The 21171-nt window shown below is 33.8% G+C and carries 22 protein-coding genes; 6 read left to right on the forward strand and 16 right to left on the reverse strand.

Annotated elements, in window-relative coordinates; translation table 11 throughout:
- Positions 1–24 precede the first annotated feature (24 nt).
- Complete coding sequence (locus tag CDOMC_RS07395; protein WP_172129014.1) at positions 25–1083, reverse strand: TRAP transporter substrate-binding protein; 1059 nt, start codon at positions 1081–1083, stop codon at positions 25–27.
- A 181-nt stretch (positions 1084–1264) separates the two neighbouring features.
- On the opposite strand from CDOMC_RS07395, the gene pyk reads away from it, so the two are divergent.
- Positions 1265–2722 carry a pyruvate kinase gene (pyk, locus tag CDOMC_RS07400; RefSeq protein WP_169974325.1) on the forward strand — a complete coding sequence of 486 codons (1458 nt, stop codon included), beginning with the start codon at positions 1265–1267 and terminating at the stop codon, positions 2720–2722.
- A 45-nt stretch (positions 2723–2767) separates the two neighbouring features.
- Here the strand turns inward: pyk and CDOMC_RS07405 are convergent, their stop codons facing one another.
- Genes CDOMC_RS07405 through gatC form a run of 9 tightly spaced genes read right to left on the reverse strand, consistent with a single transcriptional unit; the run spans position 2768 to position 10265 of the window.
- Positions 2768–3553: a shikimate dehydrogenase gene (locus CDOMC_RS07405; protein ID WP_172129016.1), complete on the reverse strand. Its 786-nt coding sequence runs from the start codon at positions 3551–3553 to the stop codon at positions 2768–2770.
- Complete coding sequence (locus tag CDOMC_RS07410) at positions 3553–4440, reverse strand: SPOR domain-containing protein (RefSeq protein WP_172129018.1); 888 nt, start codon at positions 4438–4440, stop codon at positions 3553–3555. Before CDOMC_RS07410 ends, CDOMC_RS07405 begins: the two co-directional genes overlap by 1 nt.
- Positions 4441–4449: 9 nt before the next feature.
- Positions 4450–4992 (reverse strand): DUF1882 domain-containing protein, encoded by a 543-nt coding sequence (locus CDOMC_RS07415; protein WP_172129020.1) that lies wholly within the window; start codon positions 4990–4992, stop codon positions 4450–4452.
- Positions 4992–6236 (reverse strand): serine hydroxymethyltransferase, encoded by a 1245-nt coding sequence (locus CDOMC_RS07420; RefSeq protein WP_172129022.1) that lies wholly within the window; start codon positions 6234–6236, stop codon positions 4992–4994. The genes CDOMC_RS07415 and CDOMC_RS07420 overlap by 1 nt, the downstream gene beginning before the upstream one ends.
- A gap of 2 nt (positions 6237–6238) precedes the next feature.
- Positions 6239–7741, reverse strand: a complete 1503-nt coding sequence (lysS, locus tag CDOMC_RS07425; protein WP_236861378.1) for a lysine--tRNA ligase — start codon at positions 7739–7741, stop codon at positions 6239–6241.
- 20 nt (positions 7742–7761) lie between these two features.
- A complete protein-coding gene (locus CDOMC_RS07430) occupies positions 7762–8217 on the reverse strand; it encodes a Fur family transcriptional regulator (protein ID WP_172129026.1) in 456 nt (151 codons plus the stop codon).
- Positions 8218–8222: 5 nt separating this feature from the next.
- A complete protein-coding gene (locus tag CDOMC_RS07435) occupies positions 8223–8888 on the reverse strand; it encodes a CvpA family protein (RefSeq protein WP_172129028.1) in 666 nt (221 codons plus the stop codon).
- Between the two features lies 1 nt (position 8889).
- Positions 8890–9972: a type IV pilus twitching motility protein PilT gene (locus tag CDOMC_RS07440; RefSeq protein WP_172129030.1), complete on the reverse strand. Its 1083-nt coding sequence runs from the start codon at positions 9970–9972 to the stop codon at positions 8890–8892.
- 5 nt (positions 9973–9977) lie between these two features.
- Positions 9978–10265, reverse strand: a complete 288-nt coding sequence (gene gatC, locus CDOMC_RS07445; RefSeq protein ID WP_172129032.1) for an Asp-tRNA(Asn)/Glu-tRNA(Gln) amidotransferase subunit GatC — start codon at positions 10263–10265, stop codon at positions 9978–9980.
- A gap of 122 nt (positions 10266–10387) precedes the next feature.
- Between gatC and CDOMC_RS07450 the strand changes: the two genes are divergently transcribed.
- The 5 genes from CDOMC_RS07450 to hisG are packed head-to-tail and all read left to right on the forward strand — an operon-like array spanning position 10388 to position 13513.
- Entirely contained in the window at positions 10388–10954 is a 567-nt protein-coding gene (locus CDOMC_RS07450) for a hypothetical protein (RefSeq protein WP_172129034.1), read from the forward strand.
- The gene (locus CDOMC_RS07455; protein ID WP_172129036.1) at positions 10951–11961 is read left to right on the forward strand and encodes an LptM family lipoprotein; all 1011 of its coding nucleotides are present in this window, start codon (positions 10951–10953) and stop codon (positions 11959–11961) included. Before CDOMC_RS07450 ends, CDOMC_RS07455 begins: the two co-directional genes overlap by 4 nt.
- Position 11962: 1 nt before the next feature.
- The gene (locus CDOMC_RS07460) at positions 11963–12292 is read left to right on the forward strand and encodes a hypothetical protein (RefSeq protein ID WP_172129038.1); all 330 of its coding nucleotides are present in this window, start codon (positions 11963–11965) and stop codon (positions 12290–12292) included.
- Positions 12279–12902, forward strand: a complete 624-nt coding sequence (locus tag CDOMC_RS07465; protein ID WP_172129040.1) for a type III pantothenate kinase — start codon at positions 12279–12281, stop codon at positions 12900–12902. The genes CDOMC_RS07460 and CDOMC_RS07465 overlap by 14 nt, the downstream gene beginning before the upstream one ends.
- Positions 12899–13513 (forward strand): ATP phosphoribosyltransferase, encoded by a 615-nt coding sequence (gene hisG / locus CDOMC_RS07470; protein ID WP_172129042.1) that lies wholly within the window; start codon positions 12899–12901, stop codon positions 13511–13513. The genes CDOMC_RS07465 and hisG overlap by 4 nt, the downstream gene beginning before the upstream one ends.
- A gap of 4 nt (positions 13514–13517) precedes the next feature.
- Here the strand turns inward: hisG and dapE are convergent, their stop codons facing one another.
- The 6 genes from dapE to murC all read right to left on the reverse strand — a co-directional run bounded on the left by dapE (position 13518) and on the right by murC (position 21149).
- Positions 13518–14621, reverse strand: a complete 1104-nt coding sequence (dapE, locus tag CDOMC_RS07475; RefSeq protein ID WP_172129044.1) for a succinyl-diaminopimelate desuccinylase — start codon at positions 14619–14621, stop codon at positions 13518–13520.
- A gap of 22 nt (positions 14622–14643) precedes the next feature.
- On the reverse strand, positions 14644–16398 hold the full coding sequence (locus CDOMC_RS07480; RefSeq protein ID WP_236861302.1) for an EAL domain-containing protein: 1755 nt from the start codon (positions 16396–16398) through the stop codon (positions 14644–14646).
- A 247-nt stretch (positions 16399–16645) separates the two neighbouring features.
- The gene (locus CDOMC_RS07485; protein WP_172129048.1) at positions 16646–17236 is read right to left on the reverse strand and encodes a LysE family translocator; all 591 of its coding nucleotides are present in this window, start codon (positions 17234–17236) and stop codon (positions 16646–16648) included.
- 65 nt (positions 17237–17301) lie between these two features.
- Complete coding sequence (locus CDOMC_RS07490) at positions 17302–19503, reverse strand: endonuclease MutS2 (protein WP_172129050.1); 2202 nt, start codon at positions 19501–19503, stop codon at positions 17302–17304.
- Positions 19504–19845: a hypothetical protein gene (locus CDOMC_RS07495; RefSeq protein WP_172129052.1), complete on the reverse strand. Its 342-nt coding sequence runs from the start codon at positions 19843–19845 to the stop codon at positions 19504–19506. It lies immediately after the preceding gene.
- Positions 19842–21149 carry a UDP-N-acetylmuramate--L-alanine ligase gene (murC, locus tag CDOMC_RS07500; RefSeq protein ID WP_172129053.1) on the reverse strand — a complete coding sequence of 436 codons (1308 nt, stop codon included), beginning with the start codon at positions 21147–21149 and terminating at the stop codon, positions 19842–19844. Before murC ends, CDOMC_RS07495 begins: the two co-directional genes overlap by 4 nt.
- Positions 21150–21171: the final 22 nt, after the last annotated feature.

Here is a 21171-nt window from a genome sequence, read left to right on the forward strand (position 1 = left end):
TTAAAGCTTATCGCCTAAAATTAATTATTTAGAAGCCTTTTGAATATAGGCAAATTCAGATATCTTAGTCCACTCTCTAGCTTTTGCTAAAAACGATCTTTGAGAGTCTAAAATCTCTTTAAATAACGGATCTTTAGCAGCCTCTTGATCCAAAATTTCATTTGCGGCATTTTTAAGAGCAGCCATAACATCATCCGGGAAGGATTTAATCTCTATTCCAGGAAATTCTGATTTCATCTTGCTCCAAAAGTTAATATTATCAAAATAAGCTTTTGCATAAAGCTCGCTTGCGACCCTGCTAGAAGCAGTCTCTATAATAGCTTTTAGATCATCAGGAAGCTTCTCATAAACTTTTTTATTTACAAAAAATTGAGTTTGCGCACTTGGCTCTTGCCAGCCCGTATAGTAGTATTTAGCCACTTTGTGAAATCCAAGACCCATATCAAATGCAGGACTTACCCACTCTACAGCATCTATAGTCCCCATCTCAAGAGCCATATATAACTCGCCTGTAGGAATAGTATTGATAATAGAGCCGATTTTAGCCATTACCTCGCCACCAAAGCCGGGAATTCTGACCTTAAGACCTTTTAGGTCATCTACGCTTTTTATCTCTTTTTTAAACCAACCGCCCATTTGAGTACCAGTGTCGCCTGCACTAAATACTTTAATATTGTGCTTATCGTAAACTTTTGCCTCAAGCTCTTTACCGCCGCCAAATTCATACCAAGCATGAAGTTCTGCAGGAGTCATACCAAAAGGCAAAGCTGTAAAAAACATAGTCTTAGGATCTTTTCCCTTATAGTAATAAGATGCCGTATAGCCAAGATCATATTGACCGCTTTTTACAAAATCAAGAATACCAAAAGATGACTTATGTTTAGACGGATAGTCAATTCTAATCTCTATCTTGCCACCTGACATATCCTCAACATATGTTTTAAAATTCTTTACGGCATCACCTAAAACAGGTGTTGTGCCCTCCCATGTGCTTGCAAGCTTTAGCTTGTGCTTCTTGCCGTCATTAGCAAACGCAAATGTAGAAACCAACATAGCCATTAAAATAGCCAAAATTTTTCTCATCCACTCTCCTTGAAATTAAATTTTTTGCATTATACTTTTAGAAATTTAAAGTGGCTTTAAAATTACAAATTTAAAAAACACCAAAGATATAAGATGTATATAAATACTACATTTGAGTTTGAAATGTATCCTATTTGTATCCAATTTTTGATAGAATACGAGAAATTTAATAAGGAATATTATGATAAAAAAGACAAAAATTTTAGCTACTATAGGCCCTGCAAGTGAAGGCGAAGAGATAATCGAAAATCTAGTTAAGGCTGGCGTAAATGCCTTTAGACTAAATTTTAGCCACGGCACACACGATTATCATAAGGCAAACATAGAAAAAATAAGAAGAGTCGAAGAGAAGCTAAACTACAGGGTAGGCATTTTTCAGGATATCTGTGGTCCAAAAATAAGAATAGGCAAGCTAGATAAACCCTTTGAGCTTAAATCAGGAGATATTATAGAGGTTCACTCCGGCGAAATAATAGGTGGGCAAATTTCACCGAATCGCTACAAACTTAGCATAAATCAGCCTCAAATTCTGCCTATGCTAAAAGAAGGCGAATACATCTACTTATATGATGGCTCAATACGCACAAAAGTTATAAAAAGCGGAAATGATGCGGTTGAAGCGGTTGTTGAAAATGATGGTTTTTTAAACTCAAACAAAGGAGTAAATTTCCCAAATACAAAGATCAATATTGATGTAATCACAGAAAAAGACCTAAAAGATATGGAATTTGGAGCCAAAAACGGAGTAAATTTCGTAGCAATCTCATTTGTGCAAAACGCCAATGACATCTTAAAGGCGAGAGAAATTTTAAAATCATTCGGCTCAAAAGCTAAAATTTATGCCAAGATAGAGAAATTTGATGCTGTTGAAAACATTGATGAGATTATAAGAGTAAGCGACGGTATAATGGTAGCTCGAGGGGACTTGGGCATAGAAGTGCCTTATTACAGAGTTCCTACAATTCAAAAGCTAATTATAAAAAAAGCGAATGAAGCCTCAAAGCCAGTCATAACGGCAACACAAATGATGCTAAGTATGGCAGAACACGAAACTGCAACAAGAGCTGAGATAAGCGACGTAGCAAATGCTGTCTTAGATGGAACAGATGCTGTGATGTTAAGCGAAGAGAGCGCTATAGGCAAAAATCCTGTCGCGGTCGTAGAGGCGATGAGAAATACGATAGTGCAGGTTCAGCAAATTTATCCTTTTAATAAATTTGATCAATTTGGCTACTTCGACGAGACAGATATGGTGGCTTCAAGCACCACTCGCCTTGCTTCGCAATTAAAAGTTGATGCGATATTATCCGTAACCGGATCTGGAAAATCGGCTATAAAAATGGCAAGATATAGACCAAACATTGATATTATAGCAATTACTCACGATGAAGAGACTGCACACTCACTCACTCTTGCATGGGGGGTAATGCCGGCCTTTACGGTTAAGCTTGAGATGCTAAACATGATAATCGCAAATACGACAAAAAAAGCTCACAAACTAGGATATATAGATCACGATAAAACCTATATAATGACTGCCGGATACCCTGCCGGAATAGAGGGTAGCACAAATATGATACGTATCTTGAAGCGCGACCAGATAGACTACTATCTAAATATAGCCGACGATAATAGCTAAATAAATTTCTCTTTACCAATGTGAAGTTGGCAAAGAGAGGATAAATTAAAGACTAAAAGCCTCTCTCATGTGATTTTCTATAACTTTTTCATCAAGGGAGTTGGAATAAAATAAATTTAGAGCCAAAACAGCCTGATGAAGCAACATATCAGAGCCGTTTTTGCAAATAATTCCATTTGCAATAGCCAAATTTAAAAATGAGGTAGGCTTATTGTATATTACATCAAAAGCAAATTTGGCTCTTTTAAATATAGGCTCTAAAATTTCAATTGGTGCAGGCAAACTATCATCATTTAATCCCGCCGAAGTTGTGTTTACAATCAGTTGAAATTCGCCCCCAGTAAAAGTATCCCAGGTAAATTTTTTAAATTCGCTGAAATTTTCAAGCCTTGATTTGCTTCTATTTAGGATAGTAACATTGGCTCCGGAATTTTTAAGCGCATAGGCTATTGCTTTTGCAGTTCCTCCTGCACCTAAAATAAGAGCGGTTTTAATACTACCAAATTTTTCAATAGATCGCATAAATCCAGGAGCATCAGTATTGTAGCCATAAATTTGATCATTTTTAAGCACAATTGTATTAATAGAACCTATCTTTAAAGCGTTTTCGTCCACTACATCACATTGATTTAAAACTATCTCTTTATGTGGAATTGTGATATTTGCTCCGCTTAATTTAAGACTTTTAAATTTAGCAACTAAGTTGTTGCCGTCTTCAAGCAAAACCCTGATATAAAACCCATCAAGCCCCATTCTCTGCAAGGCTAAATTATGAAGCCTTGGAGAGAATGAGTGCTTTATCGGATTTCCAAAAACTGCAAAAAATTGCATTATTTAATATTGACTATAAACGCACCGCTTGCGATATTTTTTCTTATATTGGCAAGCTCTGTTGATAACTGTGAGCCACTAAATGGTCCTATTAAAACCTTTGTAACTTTTTCACCCTTAACATCAGCTTCATAGAGCTTGTAGGTGTATCCATTGGCTTTAATTTTTTTAACATCAGATACATTTTCATTAAATTTTTTCAAAGCAAAAACTTGTACATAGCTTCCGCTCACAACAGATTGAGATTTTACATTAGAGACTTTGGCGTCCTTTTTGATGCTCTCTTTAGGATGCTGGGAAGTTTTTTTATCTTCTTTTGGTTTTACTACTGTTACTTTTTGCTCACTCTTCTTTGGCTCTATCTGCTTAGTTTCTACATTTGGCTTCTCTTGAACTTTCGGAGCAGCTGCATTTTCTGCCAGAGCAGGAGGAGTAGCTGATTTATTTTGAGTCATAGCTTGTTCTTGTTTTTTTACTTCTTTTTCCTTTAGTGTTTTTACCATATCTTCAAAACTCTCTTGCCCTTTGTTTTCAGGTATTATAGGCACTTGTTGAAACAAGCTATCATTATTATAGTTGTCTACCACAGAACTTGCCTGGGCATTTGATTGAACATCTTGTTGTGCTATGTTTTGCGACTCATTTTTAGCGACCACCTGAGGATGGGTTTGTTTACTTATATCAGGTTCAGGCGTCAAAACAAGTCTAGAGTCTGGCTGAGCAATTTGATTTGCACTGTCATTAGTATTTAAAATTTTCATAACCACTAAAACAGCTAAAAATAAAATGGTAAACGCAGCAACTAATACAAGAATTTTTTTAGTTCTTCTACCTTTTTGGTCCTCTTCTTTTTCAAGCACAATATCTCTTAATTCATTATATTCCATTTTTACTCCTTACATATGCTTTGACCACGATGCTCCACGCTCTTTTTGATAGACCTTGTAAGGCAAAGTAAGTATATTAAACTCTCTTGGCAAATCAAGCGTAGGAAATACCCTCCACTCTTTTACCAAGCGCTGAGAAAGTAGCAAAGAGAGCTTATTGGCTAGCTGATATCCCTCATTTAATGTAGTATGTCCTTTATGAACATATAGATGCAAGTGTCCAGGCGTTTTAGTCTCATAAGCTGTAAAATTTATATACCCTTCTTCTCTAAGTAATAACTGCGCTCTATGCCAAAATCTATCTGGCATTCTACCATTGTAATCAAATACAATATTTTCAACTTTATCAGAAGCGCTGATTAAAGAGTGAGCTACTATTATTTTGCCTTCAGCATGATCTTTCATAATTTTATAGTTTAAAGGCTCATCAACTCTTTCAAATTTATTAAAAAACACTCTACCTTTATAATCAATCTTGCTTACTATATTGTCACGTTTAATATAGTAATGGTTAGTGATCATCTTTATAAGAGAGATATCAATGCTTTGCATTAAAATGTCGCTCTATCATAAACTATAAATTTGCTTGCAAGCTCTTTTAGTTCGGCTTTTATTTTAGCTTGAACAGAAATATTATTAATATCATCCAATACATCTGCAATTTTATTGGCAATGATTTCAAATTCATCTTCTTTCATGCCACGTGCCGTCAACGCAGGACTTCCTACGCGTATACCGCTTGTCACAAAAGGGCTTCTGATTTCTCCGGGAACAGTATTTTTATTTACTGTAATTCCAGCATTTCCAAGAGCTATATCGGCATCTTTTCCACTAAATTCTTTATTTAAAAAACTCATCAAAATAAGATGATTATCAGTTCCTCCGCTTACTAGATCATACCCTCTAGAGAGCAGCACTTCTGCTAATTTTTTAGCGTTAGCCTTAACCTGCTTTGCATATACTTTCCACTCAGGAGATAAATTATGTTTGAAGCCAACCGCTTTGCCCGCTATTACATGTACTAATGGTCCGCCTTGAATTCCTGGGAATATAGAAGAGTTTATCTTCTTGGCATACTCCTCATTATTTGTCATAATAATTCCACCTCTTGGACCACGAAGAGTCTTATGTGTAGTAGAACTTACGACATCACAATACGGGAATGGATTTTGATGCTCGCCAGCAACCACAAGACCTGCTATATGGGCCACATCCGCAAACAATATTGCGCCTACTTCATCAGCTATGTCTCTAAATTTCTTAAACTCAATCTCTCTTGTATAAGCGCTAGCGCCGCATACTATCAATTTTGGTTTTACTATTTTTGCAATATCAAGCACTCTATCATAATTTATACGTCCATCAAGTTCAACACCATAAAAAAAGCTCTCATATATCTTTCCTGAGCTACTTACCTTAGAGCCATGAGTCAAGTGTCCGCCATGACTTAGATCCATGCCTAAAATTTTATCTCCTGGATTTAAAAGCGCGCCATATACTCCTTGATTTGCCTGCGAGCCAGAATTAGGCTGAACATTTGCAAATTCGCAACCAAACAGCTCCTTGCATCTATCTATTGCTATTTGTTCGATCTGATCAACAAATTCACAACCGCCGTAGTAGCGCTTGCCCGGATAGCCCTCTGCATATTTGTTTGTAAGAATTGAACCCATTACTTCCATTACCTCAGGATAAGTAAAATTCTCGCTAGCGATCATTTCAAGATGATCACATTGTCTTTTTAGCTCAAGTTCAGTTAGGTCAAATATAGCTTTATCAAAATCTTTTAAACTCATTTTTAATTCTCCTTGATTTCAGTTTTAAGTGGTCTCATAGCAGGGAATAACACTACATCCCTAATTGATTTTTTATTAGTAAGAAGCATAACAAGCCTATCTATACCAATTCCCTGCCCTGCTGTTGGAGGCATAGCATATCCAAGAGCTTTTACATAGTCTTCATCCATCTCATGAGCTTCATCGTCTCCGGCATCTTTTGCTTCAATTTGAGCAGCAAAGCGATTATATTGATCCACAGGATCGTTTAGCTCATTAAATCCATTGGCTATTTCACGCCCGGCTATAAACAACTCAAATCTCTCTGCTACATTTGGATTACTATCACTTCTTCTTGATAGAGGACTTATTTCTATAGGAAAATCTATTACAAATGTAGGGTTTATAAGTCTTTCTTCTACGTAATTATCAAAAAGTTCTGCTTGAAGATGCCCTAGGCTAAGCTTTTCATTAGCCTCAAATCCATCTTCTCTTAATTTGGCTAAAATTTTATACTTATCTTCTACAATATCAGGAGAAATGTTTCCTATTTCAATAATGGCTTTTTTATAATTTATCCTTGTAAAAGGCTTAGAAAAATCGATTTTAAATCCATCGTATTCTACAATTTTTTCCATATCAAGCTTATCAAAAAGAACACCAAAAAGCTCTTCTGTAAGTCCCATCAGGTCATGATATGTATGATAAGCCCAGTAAAATTCAATACTTGTAAATTCAGGATTATGCGTAAGATCCATGCCTTCGTTTCTAAAATTTCTATTCATTTCATAAACAGCTTCAAATCCACCAACTATCAGACGTTTTAAATAAAGCTCAGGTGCAATTCTAAGATATCTATCTACACCTAATGAGTTATGAAAAGTAACGAAAGGTTTTGCATTGGCACCGCCAGGAATCGGGTGCATCATAGGAGTTTCAACCTCTAAAAATCCCTTCTCTTCAAAAAATCTTCTGATAGTGCTAATAATAATGGAACGTTTTTTAAAATCATTTCTAACATCAGGATTCATAATCATATCAAGATATCTTTGGCGGTATCTAGTCTCTATGTCAACCAGTCCGTGATACTTTTCAGGAAGAGGACAGATGGCTTTAGATGCCAACTTTAACTCACTTACGTGCATAGAAAACTCGCCGGTTCTAGTTATAAACGCATATCCTCTAACAAATATTATATCGCCGACTTCTATCTTCTTTTTAACTACTTTAAACCACTCTTCGTCAAGCGTTTTGTTGCTAAAATAAATTTGTAAATTTCCATCTTCATCTTCTATATTTGCGAATATAGCCTTACCTGCGTCACGTATTAGCTTTATACGACCAGCCAAACTAACAAATTGCCCTTCGGCATTCTTGCTTTCAGTATCTTTTATATGAGAAAATTTTAATCTGAATTTTGAGATATCCATATCTCGTCTTAAAAAGTGAGGATATGGATTTACTCCTATTTGTCTTAGCTCATCGGCAGTTTGTAGCCTTTGAATTTCCAATTGGTTTTCAAATATCACTTTACTATTCCTTGCTTTTAAACTTTTTTATTACATTCCTTACAGATTCCATAAAGTTGCATCATATGACCTGTTAATTTAAACCCATACTCTTTTGCGATATTAGATTGTCTTTTTTCTATCATGGAGTCTTCAAATTCTATGATAGTACCACAGCGCCTGCATATCATATGATCATGATGTGGCTTAGTAGCAAGCTCAAATTTTTTACCTTGAGAACCAAAACTTATAGATGTTACCATTTCTGATTCTTCTAATAAATTTAAAGTTCTATATACTGTTGCTATTCCTATATTTAGTTCAGGATGAGCATCTTTTATAAATAGATATAGCTTTTCAGGCGTAAAATGTTCATCATTATTATAAAGAGTCTTTAGCAAAATTTCTCTTTGTTGAGTGTATTTAAGCCCATTGTCTTTCAAAACTTTCTTAAATTTCTCAAGAAGAGCATCGTATTCTAAATTTTCAATCATCGCTCCTACTCCTTCCTTATGTTGTTTGAATCTTTTATGATAACACTGCTTTGAACGGTGCTGTTTTCTTCAACTTTAATATTGTTATTTTTCATAGTTGTATTATCTTCAATTTGAATCATATTATTCTTCATTTTATCTGTAGGTGTTTGAATTCTCTCTTCTATACTCTTCTTTACACTATTTACATCTATATTCATTATCCATTTTCCAGCACTTAATAGAATAGGATAAAGTTTGCTATCTTTAAAATAAGGCTCAATTTTGTTATTTAAGGCATTGATGTTTGAAATAGTGACTACCAATACAGAAAAAATAAGGAAAATTTTTAAACTTCCCATTAAAAATCCACCGACTCTATCTAAAAATCCAAGACCACTTAATCCAGCAAGTTTTGCCAAAAACATTCCAATACCTACACAAATCATCCAAAAAATAATCAAAATTGATAAAAAACCTGCAAAAAACAATATAGAATCACTTTCTATCTTATATATATTATCACTTATAATTTTACCTGCATGACTTGCAAATCTACTAGCCACAACAATACCACCTATAAGACCTATAAGTCCAAAAACCTCTCTTATGAGACCACTCATTATTCCTTTAATGCCTAATATTAAAACCGCGGCTAATATACTAATATCAAAAACAGTGACAAAATCCATTTTATATCCCTAGTAAATTTCCAAGTTCTTGTGGAGCAGTTGAATATCTCATAGCCATCTCTTTTGTGATAAGATTGTTCTTAATAGCTTTCATTAAAGATTGAGTCTGTGTCATCATACCTGTAGATTGCTGATTTAATTGCATTTGAGAGTAAATTTGGTGAATTTTATTTTCTCTAATTAAATTTGAAACAGCTGGATTGTTGATTAAAATTTCATGAACAGCCAAACGACCTCCACCATTTTTTGGTATCAAACTTTGTGAAATCACTGCACCTAATGAAACAGAAAGCATATTTCTAACTTGAAGCTGTTCACCACCCTCAAAACTATCTATAATACGGTTAATAGTCTGAATAGCAGAGTTTGTGTGAAGTGTTGCAAACACAAGGTGTCCTGTTTCTGCTGCTGTAATAGCAGTAGATATAGTTTCGCTATCCCTTATCTCACCAACCAGTATAATATCTGGATCTTCACGCATGGCATATTTAAGAGCTTGTGTATAAGAATGTGTATCTGTACCTATATTTCTATGAGAAAATAATGATTTTTGATTTTTATGAACGAACTCAACAGGATCTTCAATAGTAAGGATATGTTTTCTTTCGGTTACATTTATTTCATTTAATATAGCTGCCAAAGTTGTTGATTTACCGCTTCCTGTAGGACCAGTAACAAGTATCATTCCTTTTTCACGCTTTATAATTTGTTTAAAAATACTAGGAGCTCCAATGCCATCAAGAGTTGGCATTTCTGTTGGTATTATACGAAAGGCAGCAGCCAATTCACCATTCATTGTATAATAATAATTTGCCCTAAAACGACCTATATTAGGAAGATCTATAGCATAATCAAGCTCTCTATTCTCTTCAAGTTCACTTTTTTGAGCATCAGTAATAAGGGCATAACACAAATCTTGTATATCATTACTATTAAGCACGCCTAACTCAAGCGGACGTAAAGCTCCATCTATTCTTACTTGAGGCTCTCCTCTTGACACAAGGTGAAGATCGCTTGCCTTATTGTGAATCACTGTTCTTAGGAGTGCTTCTAGGCTTATGTTACTATCACTATACTTTTGCATATTTACTACTCTATAATCTTAGGAACAGCAAAAAAGTGTTCATTTCTTGCAGGAGCATTCTTTAAAATAACATCCACCACTTCAGACTTTATGCTAATATCTTCTCTAAACGGAGTTCCGCCTTCTATAGAACTTACAACAGCCTTTAAATCATTCAAATCAAGCTCATTTAAAACATTAACAAAATTCAAAATCTCACTAAGTTGATTCTTGATCTCTTCTCTTTTGTCATCTCCGATTTTTAAAGAACTAAGCTTTTCCAGCTTAGTAAGCAAATTGTCATCTATATTCATAAAGACCTCTTAAATTTTCAAAATTTGATGCATTATAACACATTTTAGCTTTAACTTCGCGAGATTTCAGATTTATTATGCTACAATTACAATCTTTTAATAAACAAATTTAAGGAAAAAAATTGGCCATTAAAGACGATATAAAATCTATACAAGAAGAGCTTAATACTGAAGAAAAGTTTTTAGAAAACATAATAAAAAGTGAAAGATTCATAAAAAAATACAAAAAAATCATAATTATTGGTCTAGTGTTAGGAGTAGTAGCAGTTGGCGGATACTATACTAATCAATTTATAAAAGATCAAAATTTTAAAGCTGCAAACGAAGCATACGCAAAACTTATCACAAATCCTAACGACACTCAAGCAAAAGCAGATCTCAAATCAAAAGATATATCCTTATATGCCTTATATCAATTTAAAAATTCCATGGAAAATAACGATACTGCAACTTTAAAGTCTCTACTTAACGAACCTATAGACGAGCTTCTAAAAGATATTGTTAAAGCGCAACTTAATGAGCCTAGTGGGCAAATTTTAAATTCATATAAAACACTAATCAAAGGATATGAGTTAATAAGAGATAACAAAATAGCCGAAGCTAAAAATGAGCTAAAAAAGATACCTCTAAATTCACAGCTTCAGTCTGTCGTTAAAAATTTCGAACACTATCAAGGAAATAGCAAATGAGAAAAATTTATACTATCGTATCGATAATGTCTGCACTATTTTTACTAACAGGATGCGGAACCAAAAGACAATATTTTGAGCCTGAAAATGTAGATTTAAAAGCAAATTTAGACCATACTCTACCTTCTTATATTTTAACAACTAGTACCAATGGAGCTATACTTCAAAATGGTATGGTTGTCACAAAAAATGGAGTATTGTCAGATGATATCAACTTTTCAAAAGACACAATACTGCTAAACGCTTATGATGATAAAATTATCACTTCTTCTCTTGATGGGAATTTGATGGTTACAAGTAAAACAAAAGAGGTGCTATTCCAAAGAAGTTTTAATGAAGCTATAGTTTCTGCAGCAATTGAAGGCAATAAACTAGCCCTAATAACCGCCTCAAACGTAATATATCTTATAGACACAATAAAAAATACAAATTTATTAGAATTTGAATCATCTGACATATACACTCAAGACTCAAGAGTGGCAGCGCCTTATTTTATGAGCTCTTTAGTAATATTCCCAACCCTTGATGGTAAAATCATGATAGTTGATAAAAGCCAAGGCAGAATTTTAAAAGACGTTGTCATAAGTAGTGAAGAATTCTTTAACAATATAATATTTCTAGAAGTTATTAACGATACAATGATAGCTGCGACAGGAAAGAAGATAGTGGCTATAAATCCAGAAAGAACGCTTTACTATAACGGTGAGATAAAAAATATAGTTTCGCATAAAGACAGGTTATATATCTTAAAAAAAGACGGAGAAATTTTACTAACAGATATAAATTTACAGAAATTAAATTCTATAAATTTTAAATTTGCAATCTTTTCAAATGCTATCACTTTAGATGATTACCTATATGTAATTGAGAAAAAAGGCTATCTGATAAAGGCGGATCTAGATCTCAAAAATCATCAAATTTTTAGACTAAGCGACGAGATTGAAGACAAGAGCTTCATAGGCTTTAGGGAATTTTACTACGACAATAAGTATCTGAAGCTAAAATGAGATGAAAGCTGAAATTTATAAATTTTTTGAAGACAAAAAGATAGTATTAAAAAATTTAAAAGAGATTGACCTTAGCAAATTTACTAAAAAAAGAACTCTTGTTTGTACTATTGGTATAGATATTAAAGATTTTTATAATATTGTATTTATCAGAGAAGCTAAAAGCAGATTCTTAAAAAAAGAATTCGAGGAGATTCTTGAAATTTACTCTAAAATACAAGCTGATTTGCAGATAAATTTCAAGAAAAAAACTATATTTTATAGTTCATCAATTTGCTCTAAAACACAAATTTCAATGAAAGAAAACGGATTTAGCTATGATTTTGTGTGACATTGGAAACACAAATGCAACTATATTTGAAGATGGAAAGATATCAAAAATAGGAATAGATAAATTCCAAAATTTTAAACGCAATGAGAAAATATACTATATAAGCGTGAACGATAGCATAAATCAAAAACTTCAAAATGATAAAAATTTTGTAAATTTAGAACCATTTTTTGAAATAGACACAATATATAAAACTCTTGGAATAGATAGAGTAGTCAATTGCTACAGCATAGATGATGGAGTAATAGTAGATGCTGGAAGCGCCATAACAATAGACGTTATGGCAAGCAAGATGCATCTTGGGGGGTGTATAGTTCCTGGCATTTCTCAAAGCCTAAAGGCTTATGAAAACATATCCCCTCGCTTAAAAATAGCTCTAAATTCACAAATACAGCTTGATGCGCTACCTCAAAAAACTGCCGATGCCATAAGTTATGGCATAGTTAAACCTATAGTATTACTAATAGAAAATATCTCAAATAACTCTAAAATTTATTTTACAGGCGGAGATGGAGAGTTCTTATCTAGGTTTTTTAAAAATGGAATATATGATAGGTTACTAATCTTTAGAGGAATGCAAAAGCTAATAGAAGAAAAGGAAATTTTATGATAACAATCGCTCTTCCAAAGGGTAGAATAGCCGAAGAAACTCTCATGATTTTTAGAAAAATTTTTAATACTCCTTTTTTATTTGAAGATAGAAAGCTGGTAATGAGCGAAGGAGATTTTAAATTTCTAATGGTTAGAAACCAAGATATACCAGTATATGTAGTAAATGGGGCTGCAGATATAGGAGTAGTTGGGTTAGACGTATTAGAAGAGCATAAGCCAGATGTACTTAGACTGCTTGATCTTAAAATAGGAAAGTGTCGCGTATGTGTAGGCATAAAAGAAAACGACAATCTAGACTATAGCGTCCCAGAACTTAAAGTGGCCACAAAAATGCCAAATATATCAAGAAACTACTTTGCAACAAAGGCAACAGCTTTAAAAATCATCAAACTATATGGATCAATTGAGCTTGCTCCTATCGTGAGGCTAAGCAATGCAATAGTAGATGTGGTCGAAACTGGCACTACAATGAAACAAAACGGACTTAAAGTAGCTGAAACAATAATGCATTCGTCGGCTCATTTAATAGCCAACAAAAATAGCTTTATAATAAAAAAAGATGAGATCTTGTCACTTTACGACAAGATAAAAAGAGAAATTGAAGCTTAATTGCCTATTTAGAATTAAAATTTTCTATTAAATCAACAAAAACTTCATATAGCTTTTCGATCTCACTCACACTAACTCTCTCGTTAACGGCATGAATTCTATCGTTTATTACTCCAAATTCTACTACTTTCACGCCAAATTCGGACAAATACCTAGCATCGCTTGTGCCACCTTTTGTATTTAGTTGAGGAGTTACTCCACAAATTTTTCTAACTGAATTTTGTATAGATTTTACTATTTTGCTCTCTTTATCAGTTAAAAATGGTTTTGCATTTTGATTGATTTCAAGCTCATATTTAAATTCACCAAACAGCTCTTTAATATAATCTTTTAAATTTTCTGCATTAGTTTGAATAGAGTTTCTGACATTAAACATCACTTTTACTTCGCTAGGAGTGACATTGCAAACTTCTATGCCTCCCCTTATGTCAGTTATCACGATTTTACTAGGATCAAAAAATTCGCTTCCGTTATCCATATCATGTCCTGCAAATTTATAAAATACACTTGCTAGTTGATGAACTGGATTTATGCACTTAGCAGGATATGCGGCGTGCCCTTGAACTCCTTTGATTATAAGTTTTCCGTTTATAGATCCTCTGCGTCCGACTTTAATCGTATCGCCAAGTGTTTTATCACAAGTTGGCTCAGCAACTACAGCAAAATCTGGCAACATGTGATTTTCTTTCATAAATTTAAGCGCCTCTTTAGTGCCGTAAATAGCATCTCCCTCTTCATCGCTAGTTAAGATAATAGATAAAGTTCCTTCAAAATTTTTAGCGTCTTTACAGGCACAAACAAATGCCGCAACACCGCCTTTCATGTCCTGGGCACCCCTAGCATATATAAAGCCATCTTGTAAAACAGGTTCAAACGGATCACTATCCCAACCATTTCCAGGAGGCACAACATCAACATGTCCAGCAAAAGCCAAATGCGGACCATCGCCAAATTTTTTAGTTAAAATTAGATTTTTAACTCCATTTTTATTTACAAAAACAGGCTTAAATTCACTACAAAAAGAGCTTATAAAATCTAAGGCTCCATCATCTTTAGGTGTTATAGACTTAAACTTAAGAAGTTCAATAAGAAAATTTATGACTTGCATACCATTTCCAATATTTTAAATTTTAAAGCAATGTATCTGAAGGCTCTCCCAGATAAAATCCTTGGAATTCATCTACACCAAGATCTACGCAAGCTTCAAAAACACTCTTTGAATGAACAAATTCGGCAACTATTGTTATATTAAGCTTTTTAGCAAAAGCTATTATGGCTCCAGCTACAGAGCGCGAATCATCATCAATATCTACATTTTTTATTATAGAGCCATCTATTTTAATAAAATCAGGCTTTATTCTTAGCAAGTATGAAAAATTGCTATATCCAGAGCCAAAATCGTCTATAGCTATTCTTACCCCCATATTTTTAACACGATCTATAAATTTAATAACCCTCTCTAAATTCTCAATATTTTCATCTTCCAAGATCTCGAATACTACACGATCTGCAATCTTATACCTATTAATCCTATCGATAATAAATACGCTCATATCGCCATCTGTCATATCTCTGCCAGACAAATTGACAGATATTAATGCATGAGGATTATCTGATATAAGTTTAAAACTCTTTTCTAAAAGAACTTTTTCTATATCTACATATCTTTTTATGCGCTTAGATACATCCAAAAAAACATTTGGTGAAATTATCTCTCTACTATTTTGTATACGAGCCAACATTTCATATTTAACAACTTGCTTCTTCGCATTAAATATAGGCTGGTAAAAAGGTATAATTTTATCATTTATAATCGCATTTCTAATCAAATTTGAACGCTTAATCTGCTCAACATATTGTGTTGTATCATCGATGCTTTTAAGGTAACAAAAATAATCCTTGCCATTACTTTTTGCATACTCTAAAGCTAGCATAGCTTTTTTAAAAGTATCAGACTCGTCAAGAGAGAATCCTACAGTGCAATGCACTTCTATTAGATCTTGCTTATCTTCATCCTCTCTTTCAACATCTATAATAAGACCCTTTAAGGTGTCTAATAATTTAGTTGCAAGCTCTTCATATCTATCTATAAAGAAATTTTTATCCTCTACAAAAGTAAATTGATCAGCACCGGTTCTATATACTTTCATGCCCTCTTTTTCAGCTATTCTTGTAGTAAGTTCTGCCAAATACATTAAAACTTGATTGCATATGTTATAACCAAAATAATTATTCATCTTTCTAAAATTATCTATATCCATAATAACTATTTTAGGATTTTTCATCAATTCTATATCTTTTTGCAAGGACTCTTTATTTGGCAAGCCTGTCAACGGATCAAAATATAGCCTATATTCTATTTCAGAGTTAGTTGTGGTAAGCTCTGAATTAATATTTGTCATTATTTCATGACCTGTTTTTAGCTTTCTAAAAAATAAAAAATATTGAAATAGTGCTACTATGAGTATCAAAGTTGTCAAAATGAATGTGGTTTTCATATTTACAACTACCCACTCTTTGAAATAAGGGTCTGTAAAATCTAAAATTTTAGCATTATGAAGCATACGATAGCCGATAATTATATCTTTATACTTTTTAAAATAACAAATTAAAATTTTATTATCAGGCATAAGTTCAACATTTTTATAATAATCTTTATTGATTAGCTCTTGGTATCTTCTTGCATCCATATTGCAAACTTCATGCGGTAAAGGTTTGCCGATTAAATCCGGATATTCAGAACTAGCTAAAACGATAAATTCTTTCTGTGTTTCAGAACCCTTTAAAATCCAGCTTGGTATTGCTTTAGTCTCTTTTGTATACTCTTGAAATTTTGTTATGTCTTCTTTAGCAATATCCTTATATATCATATTAACTAAATTCATAAAGGATTCTGCTTTTTGGTTTACAGAAATATCCACAGGATGATTGATAGATCCTTTATATTTTATACTAAAGATGTAGGAAATAATAGCAATATAACATATAAATAATATTGTTACAGGAAGTATTACAAATAGTCTAGTTGATTTCTTTAAATCGAAAGTTTGCATTAGAATTTCTTATGCCTTTTTATAACACAAATTACTTTGGATTGTATCATCTTTTGTCTAAAAAAGCTATTAATAGCCATCAATGCAAAAACAACTTATAAAACAAATTTAAAGAAAAGCCTACTAATATAATTGCGCATATAAGATTCATCCGTCTTACTAAATTATAAGAGATAAATTTAGCACTTTTATATACCACAAAAGGCATTGATAATATCCATAAAAAAATAGCGACAACAAGCCCAGCTACAACTACATATACATTCTCAAAACTTTTAACGTAACTTGCTACACTAAGCCAAAAGCCTGTGGTATAAGGATTTGCAAGAGTTGCCAAAAAACCTTTAAAATAGTTTTTAAGAAAATTTCCTCTTGCCACCACAATATGCTCGTCTGCTTTTATAGGCTGATTGGAGTTTTTAATTATCATATACGAGATATAAAATAGATAGCAAACACCAAAAGTCCCTATAGTTTTTGAGGCAATATCGCCATTTAAGTATTCGAGCAGACCAAAGGCTAAGAGTACAAGATAAAATATATCAGCACTCATGGCTCCAAGTCCGATAGCAAAAGCCATCAAAAATGATTTTAGAGCAGCTGTCATTATCATTATATTTATAGGACCTATTGGAACCGCTGCACCAAAACCAAATAACAAACCCTGCAAAAACGCCGTCAATCCAACCCTTTAAAATTTCATATTAAGTAGTATAAATTTATATATTTAGATTACTAAAGACGAATAATCTTTGCTCCAAAACCACCTTGATTTGGTGGTGCATCAAAAAATTCCTTCACACTAGGATGTTCTCTTAAAAAATTCTTGACCGCATAAGCTAGTTTACCTGTGCCTATTCCGTGAAATACGCTTATCTCATCAAAACCCATGACAAGGCTATCGCTTATAAATTTATCTAATTTATCTATGGCTTCATCAGCACGCATTCCGTGCAAATCAAGAACTACATTTGCACTGCTTGGCTTTTGCACTTTTAAATTTACTCCTGATTTTTTTGGTGCAGGTGGCGGATTTCCGCTCTTTTTTAGCATCTTTATAGGCACCCTTAAGCTTACAGCATCGGTTTGTATTGTCGCATCGTTTTTGCTTAAATTTATCACCACTCCCTTTATTTTGCCATATTTTACATGATCTCCTATATTCAACTCAGGCGCAGTGGCAACTTCTGGTTTTACTATCGTTTTTTTAGCCTCATTAGCTCTATTTAAAGCGCGCTGTTTCTCTTTGGTATCATCTAAATTTATAGCTCTTTTGGCCTCATTTATAGCCTTAAAATACTCTCTTTCAAGCCTATTTACAATCTCTTGCTGCTCAATTTCAAAACGCTCTTTTTGATCTCTTAAGCTGTCTATTAGGCTGTCTAATTTTTGTTCTTTTTTGAGTGTATTTTCAAGCCTTTGTTTTAGCTCAACCTCTAAATTTAGAGTCTTTGAGATTATTTCATTTAAATTTTCTTTATCTTCTCCATAAAGCCTCTTAGCCTCGCTTACCAAATTTTGAGAGATTCCGTATCTAGCCGCTGTTTCAAAGGCGTATGATTTGCCAATAGTTCCTTTTAAAAACTCAAATTTCGGACGAGAATTTGCCTCGTCATAAAGTGCCGCCACAAGCTCAACCTCACTATTTTTGGCAAGTATCATTGCTAAACGTTTGTGGTGGGTCGTAATTATCATCTTAATATCTTGAGCTATAAGCTTTTCTATCATCACTCCGTATAAGCTTGCAGCCTCTTCAAAATCCGTTCCAAGCTCTATCTCATCAATACCGATTAGCAAATTTTTCTTTGTAAAAAGTTTAGCAAAATGCATCATCCTGCCAGCAAAAGTTGAGATATCGTTCTTCACGTTTTGCGGATCTTCAATGATGGTATCAAACTCCTTAAATCCACCTATGCGAGAGTTAAGAGGATCTATTCTCATAGGCAAAAGATACTTAGCCATAAAGGCAGCAGCTATTATTGATTTTAGTAGCATAGATTTACCGCCGGCATTTACACCAGTTATTAAAAGAACTTTTTTACTAAAATCAACATTTACGCTCTTTGGGTTTTTAAGCGCAGGATGGGCAAAATTTTTAAGAATTATCTTATCTGAGTTATCACTTAAAACAAACTCGTAATCCAAGCTTCTAGCCGTTAAAACCCTAGCACTATAGGCATCAAAAAGGTCAAAGGCTGTATTTATAAATTTTAAAAAGAGTAGATTCTTATGAAAAACTCCGCTAATTTGCTTTGCATACTCGTAAACTATCTGCTCTTTTTTATCTATTAGCTCACTCTGCTCTTTTTTTAGCTTTTCGATATTTGCTGGCATTACGTAAAAATAGCCGCTAGCGCTACGTCCTATAACGGTGCCTTTTAAGGCGTGATTAAAGCCCCCTCTAACTAGCAATGCCTCTTGATTATTTATAAAATGCACCTGTGTATCGACAAGATAAGGAGTTATTGATTTAGAATATATAAGCCTTTTCATATCGGCATCAATTTCTGCTTTTTTTGTGTTAAAAGCGGCTCTTATGCCAACTAATCTCTCATCTATCTCATCTTTTAACTCACCGTTTTTATCAAAATAGTTTGCAGCCTTCAAAACCGCTTCCGGAATTTCTATCTTTGCAAGCCATTCTCCAAGTTTTTTCTCAAATTTTAGAGTTTTTAGATAGGTAAAATATCTGATAATTTTGGCAAATTCGTAAATTTCACTTATATGAAGTATTGCTTGTTTACTAAGGTGCATTAGTGCATCGTCTAAATTTGCGGTATCCTCTGGCTCCTTAAACTCCATCAAAGAGAGTTCAATAATCTTTTCATAGTGAAGTCTTGTGTCTCCGGGAATAAAAAGAGGCTTTTTGCGGGCTAAAAATGAGCTAAATTTAGCGATATATTCAGTCAAATCAAGGGTTTGAATAAGCCTATCCACTTACTTCGCCTCGCAATTTTTAATATCTACTTTTACGCTACGAAGCTCTGTGATTGCGCGTTTTGCAACAAAAGAGGAAGTGCCAAATTCGTAATTAAATTTTGAATTACTTACTTCAATATCTCCACACCTTAAAATTTTTCCCTGATTAAAAAGTGTTAAAATTTCTTGAGATTTAGCCTGTCTATTTTCAAACTCAAATTGATAAAAACAAGCGGCTGCGCAAACAATAGATATGACTATCGTAAGCATTGCCTTAGCTTTTAGACTAAGGCTTTCATGTTTTATGCTAAATAGTAAAACAACCAGTAAAAGAGCCGCTAAAATAAATAAAATTCTCATAAATTTCCTCTCAACTGATATGTGATATCTCCTGCTCCAAAGCCTATTACAAGCCCGTCATCAAGCAAATTTTTTACTCCAAATTCATCTATAAATCCGATAGCATCGCCTTCTCTTTCGACTTTTTTAGTCATTACCGGATTATACTCTTTAAATTCATCCTTCAAATCGATATCTATAGGAGTTTCACCTGCCCCATAAACAGGTAAAATCACAAGCTCGTCTACACCTTTAAAACTCTCTTTGAACGCATCCAAATTCGCACTAAGTCTAGTATATCTATGTGGCTGAAATATGGCTGTAACTTTTGAAATTCCAAGTAGTTTAGCATATTCAAATGCGGATTTTAAAGTAGCTTTAATCTCCGTAGGATGATGTCCATAATCATCTATAAGCACAAATTTACGACTTGCGGTAAGTATGTCAAAGCGTTTTTTTATCCCTTTAAAATTTAGCAAATTTTCTCTAATTGAGCTTAAAGATACCTCGTTAATTGCAGCCAAAATTGCCAAACTAGCGTCAATTGCTATATATTCGCCCATTCCAAGCACCTCAAATTTGCCCAAATTTTTTAGATTAAAGGTGGTATATGGGACAAAATCTCTTACAACCATATTCATATCGGTTATATCAACGCTTGGATTTAGTCTAACCGCCTCTATCTTTAGGGTGCTTAAAAACTCATCTTCAGCATTTATCACCCTAACTTTAGCACGCTCTAAAAATCCGCGATATGCGGCGTGAAATTTCTCCAAATCATGCTCGTAGTGTTCCATATGCTCGGGCTCCGCATTGGTTACGACAGCAAGATACGGGTTTGAGTTTAAAAAGCTAGAATCACTCTCGTCGGCTTCAAATATCACATTTTCATGCGCTTCATATTTCATATTGGAGTTAAACTGCTTGGAGATCGCCCCTATGATTACAGAGCCTTCAAGAAGACCGGATAGCATCGCAGAAGTAGTACTTTTGCCGTGAGCTCCAGCCACAGCAAATACACGCTTGCCCTCCAAAACCATAGGCAGTGCCTCTTTGCGAGATAAGCACTTTATGCCTTTATTTTTAGCCTCGATAAGTTCGATATTATCGCTCTTTATAGCTGCTGAATATATGACGAAATCTTGATCTTTGATAGCCTCTTTGCAGTGAGGAGTGATGACTTTAATGCCTTGGTTTTGTAGCTCTATGGTAGTTGGACTCTCTTTGATATCGCTACCGCTTATCTCAAAACCTTTTTCATTTAAAAACCTAGCGATTGCCGAAATTCCTATGCCGCCTATACCTATAAAATGGACTTTTTTCAAAATTTGACCTTGAATTTAAAAT

It is taken from the genome of Campylobacter sp. RM16192, from assembly GCF_004803855.2.
Taxonomy (GTDB): Bacteria; Campylobacterota; Campylobacteria; order Campylobacterales; family Campylobacteraceae; genus Campylobacter_A.

What these genes read in the sequence shown, in the direction of transcription:
- hisG (WP_172129042.1), top strand. Translation starts at nt 12,899, where the DNA reads ATGATAACAATCGCTCTTCCAAAGGGTAGAATAGCCGAAGAAACTCTC.
- CDOMC_RS07440 (WP_172129030.1), bottom strand. Translation starts at nt 9,972, where the DNA reads ATGCAAAAGTATAGTGATAGTAACATAAGCCTAGAAGCACTCCTAAGA.
- CDOMC_RS07415 (WP_172129020.1), bottom strand. Translation starts at nt 4,992, where the DNA reads ATGCAAAGCATTGATATCTCTCTTATAAAGATGATCACTAACCATTAC.
- CDOMC_RS07480 (WP_236861302.1), bottom strand. Translation starts at nt 16,398, where the DNA reads ATGAATTTAGTTAATATGATATATAAGGATATTGCTAAAGAAGACATA.
- CDOMC_RS07405 (WP_172129016.1), bottom strand. Translation starts at nt 3,553, where the DNA reads ATGCAATTTTTTGCAGTTTTTGGAAATCCGATAAAGCACTCATTCTCT.
- pyk (WP_169974325.1), top strand. Translation starts at nt 1,265, where the DNA reads ATGATAAAAAAGACAAAAATTTTAGCTACTATAGGCCCTGCAAGTGAA.
- dapE (WP_172129044.1), bottom strand. Translation starts at nt 14,621, where the DNA reads ATGCAAGTCATAAATTTTCTTATTGAACTTCTTAAGTTTAAGTCTATA.
- CDOMC_RS07435 (WP_172129028.1), bottom strand. Translation starts at nt 8,888, where the DNA reads ATGGATTTTGTCACTGTTTTTGATATTAGTATATTAGCCGCGGTTTTA.
- CDOMC_RS07460 (WP_172129038.1), top strand. Translation starts at nt 11,963, where the DNA reads ATGAAAGCTGAAATTTATAAATTTTTTGAAGACAAAAAGATAGTATTA.
- CDOMC_RS07395 (WP_172129014.1), bottom strand. Translation starts at nt 1,083, where the DNA reads ATGAGAAAAATTTTGGCTATTTTAATGGCTATGTTGGTTTCTACATTT.
- CDOMC_RS07495 (WP_172129052.1), bottom strand. Translation starts at nt 19,845, where the DNA reads ATGAGAATTTTATTTATTTTAGCGGCTCTTTTACTGGTTGTTTTACTA.
- CDOMC_RS07465 (WP_172129040.1), top strand. Translation starts at nt 12,279, where the DNA reads ATGATTTTGTGTGACATTGGAAACACAAATGCAACTATATTTGAAGAT.
- gatC (WP_172129032.1), bottom strand. Translation starts at nt 10,265, where the DNA reads ATGAATATAGATGACAATTTGCTTACTAAGCTGGAAAAGCTTAGTTCT.
- CDOMC_RS07410 (WP_172129018.1), bottom strand. Translation starts at nt 4,440, where the DNA reads ATGGAATATAATGAATTAAGAGATATTGTGCTTGAAAAAGAAGAGGAC.
- CDOMC_RS07430 (WP_172129026.1), bottom strand. Translation starts at nt 8,217, where the DNA reads ATGATTGAAAATTTAGAATACGATGCTCTTCTTGAGAAATTTAAGAAA.
- CDOMC_RS07455 (WP_172129036.1), top strand. Translation starts at nt 10,951, where the DNA reads ATGAGAAAAATTTATACTATCGTATCGATAATGTCTGCACTATTTTTA.
- CDOMC_RS07420 (WP_172129022.1), bottom strand. Translation starts at nt 6,236, where the DNA reads ATGAGTTTAAAAGATTTTGATAAAGCTATATTTGACCTAACTGAACTT.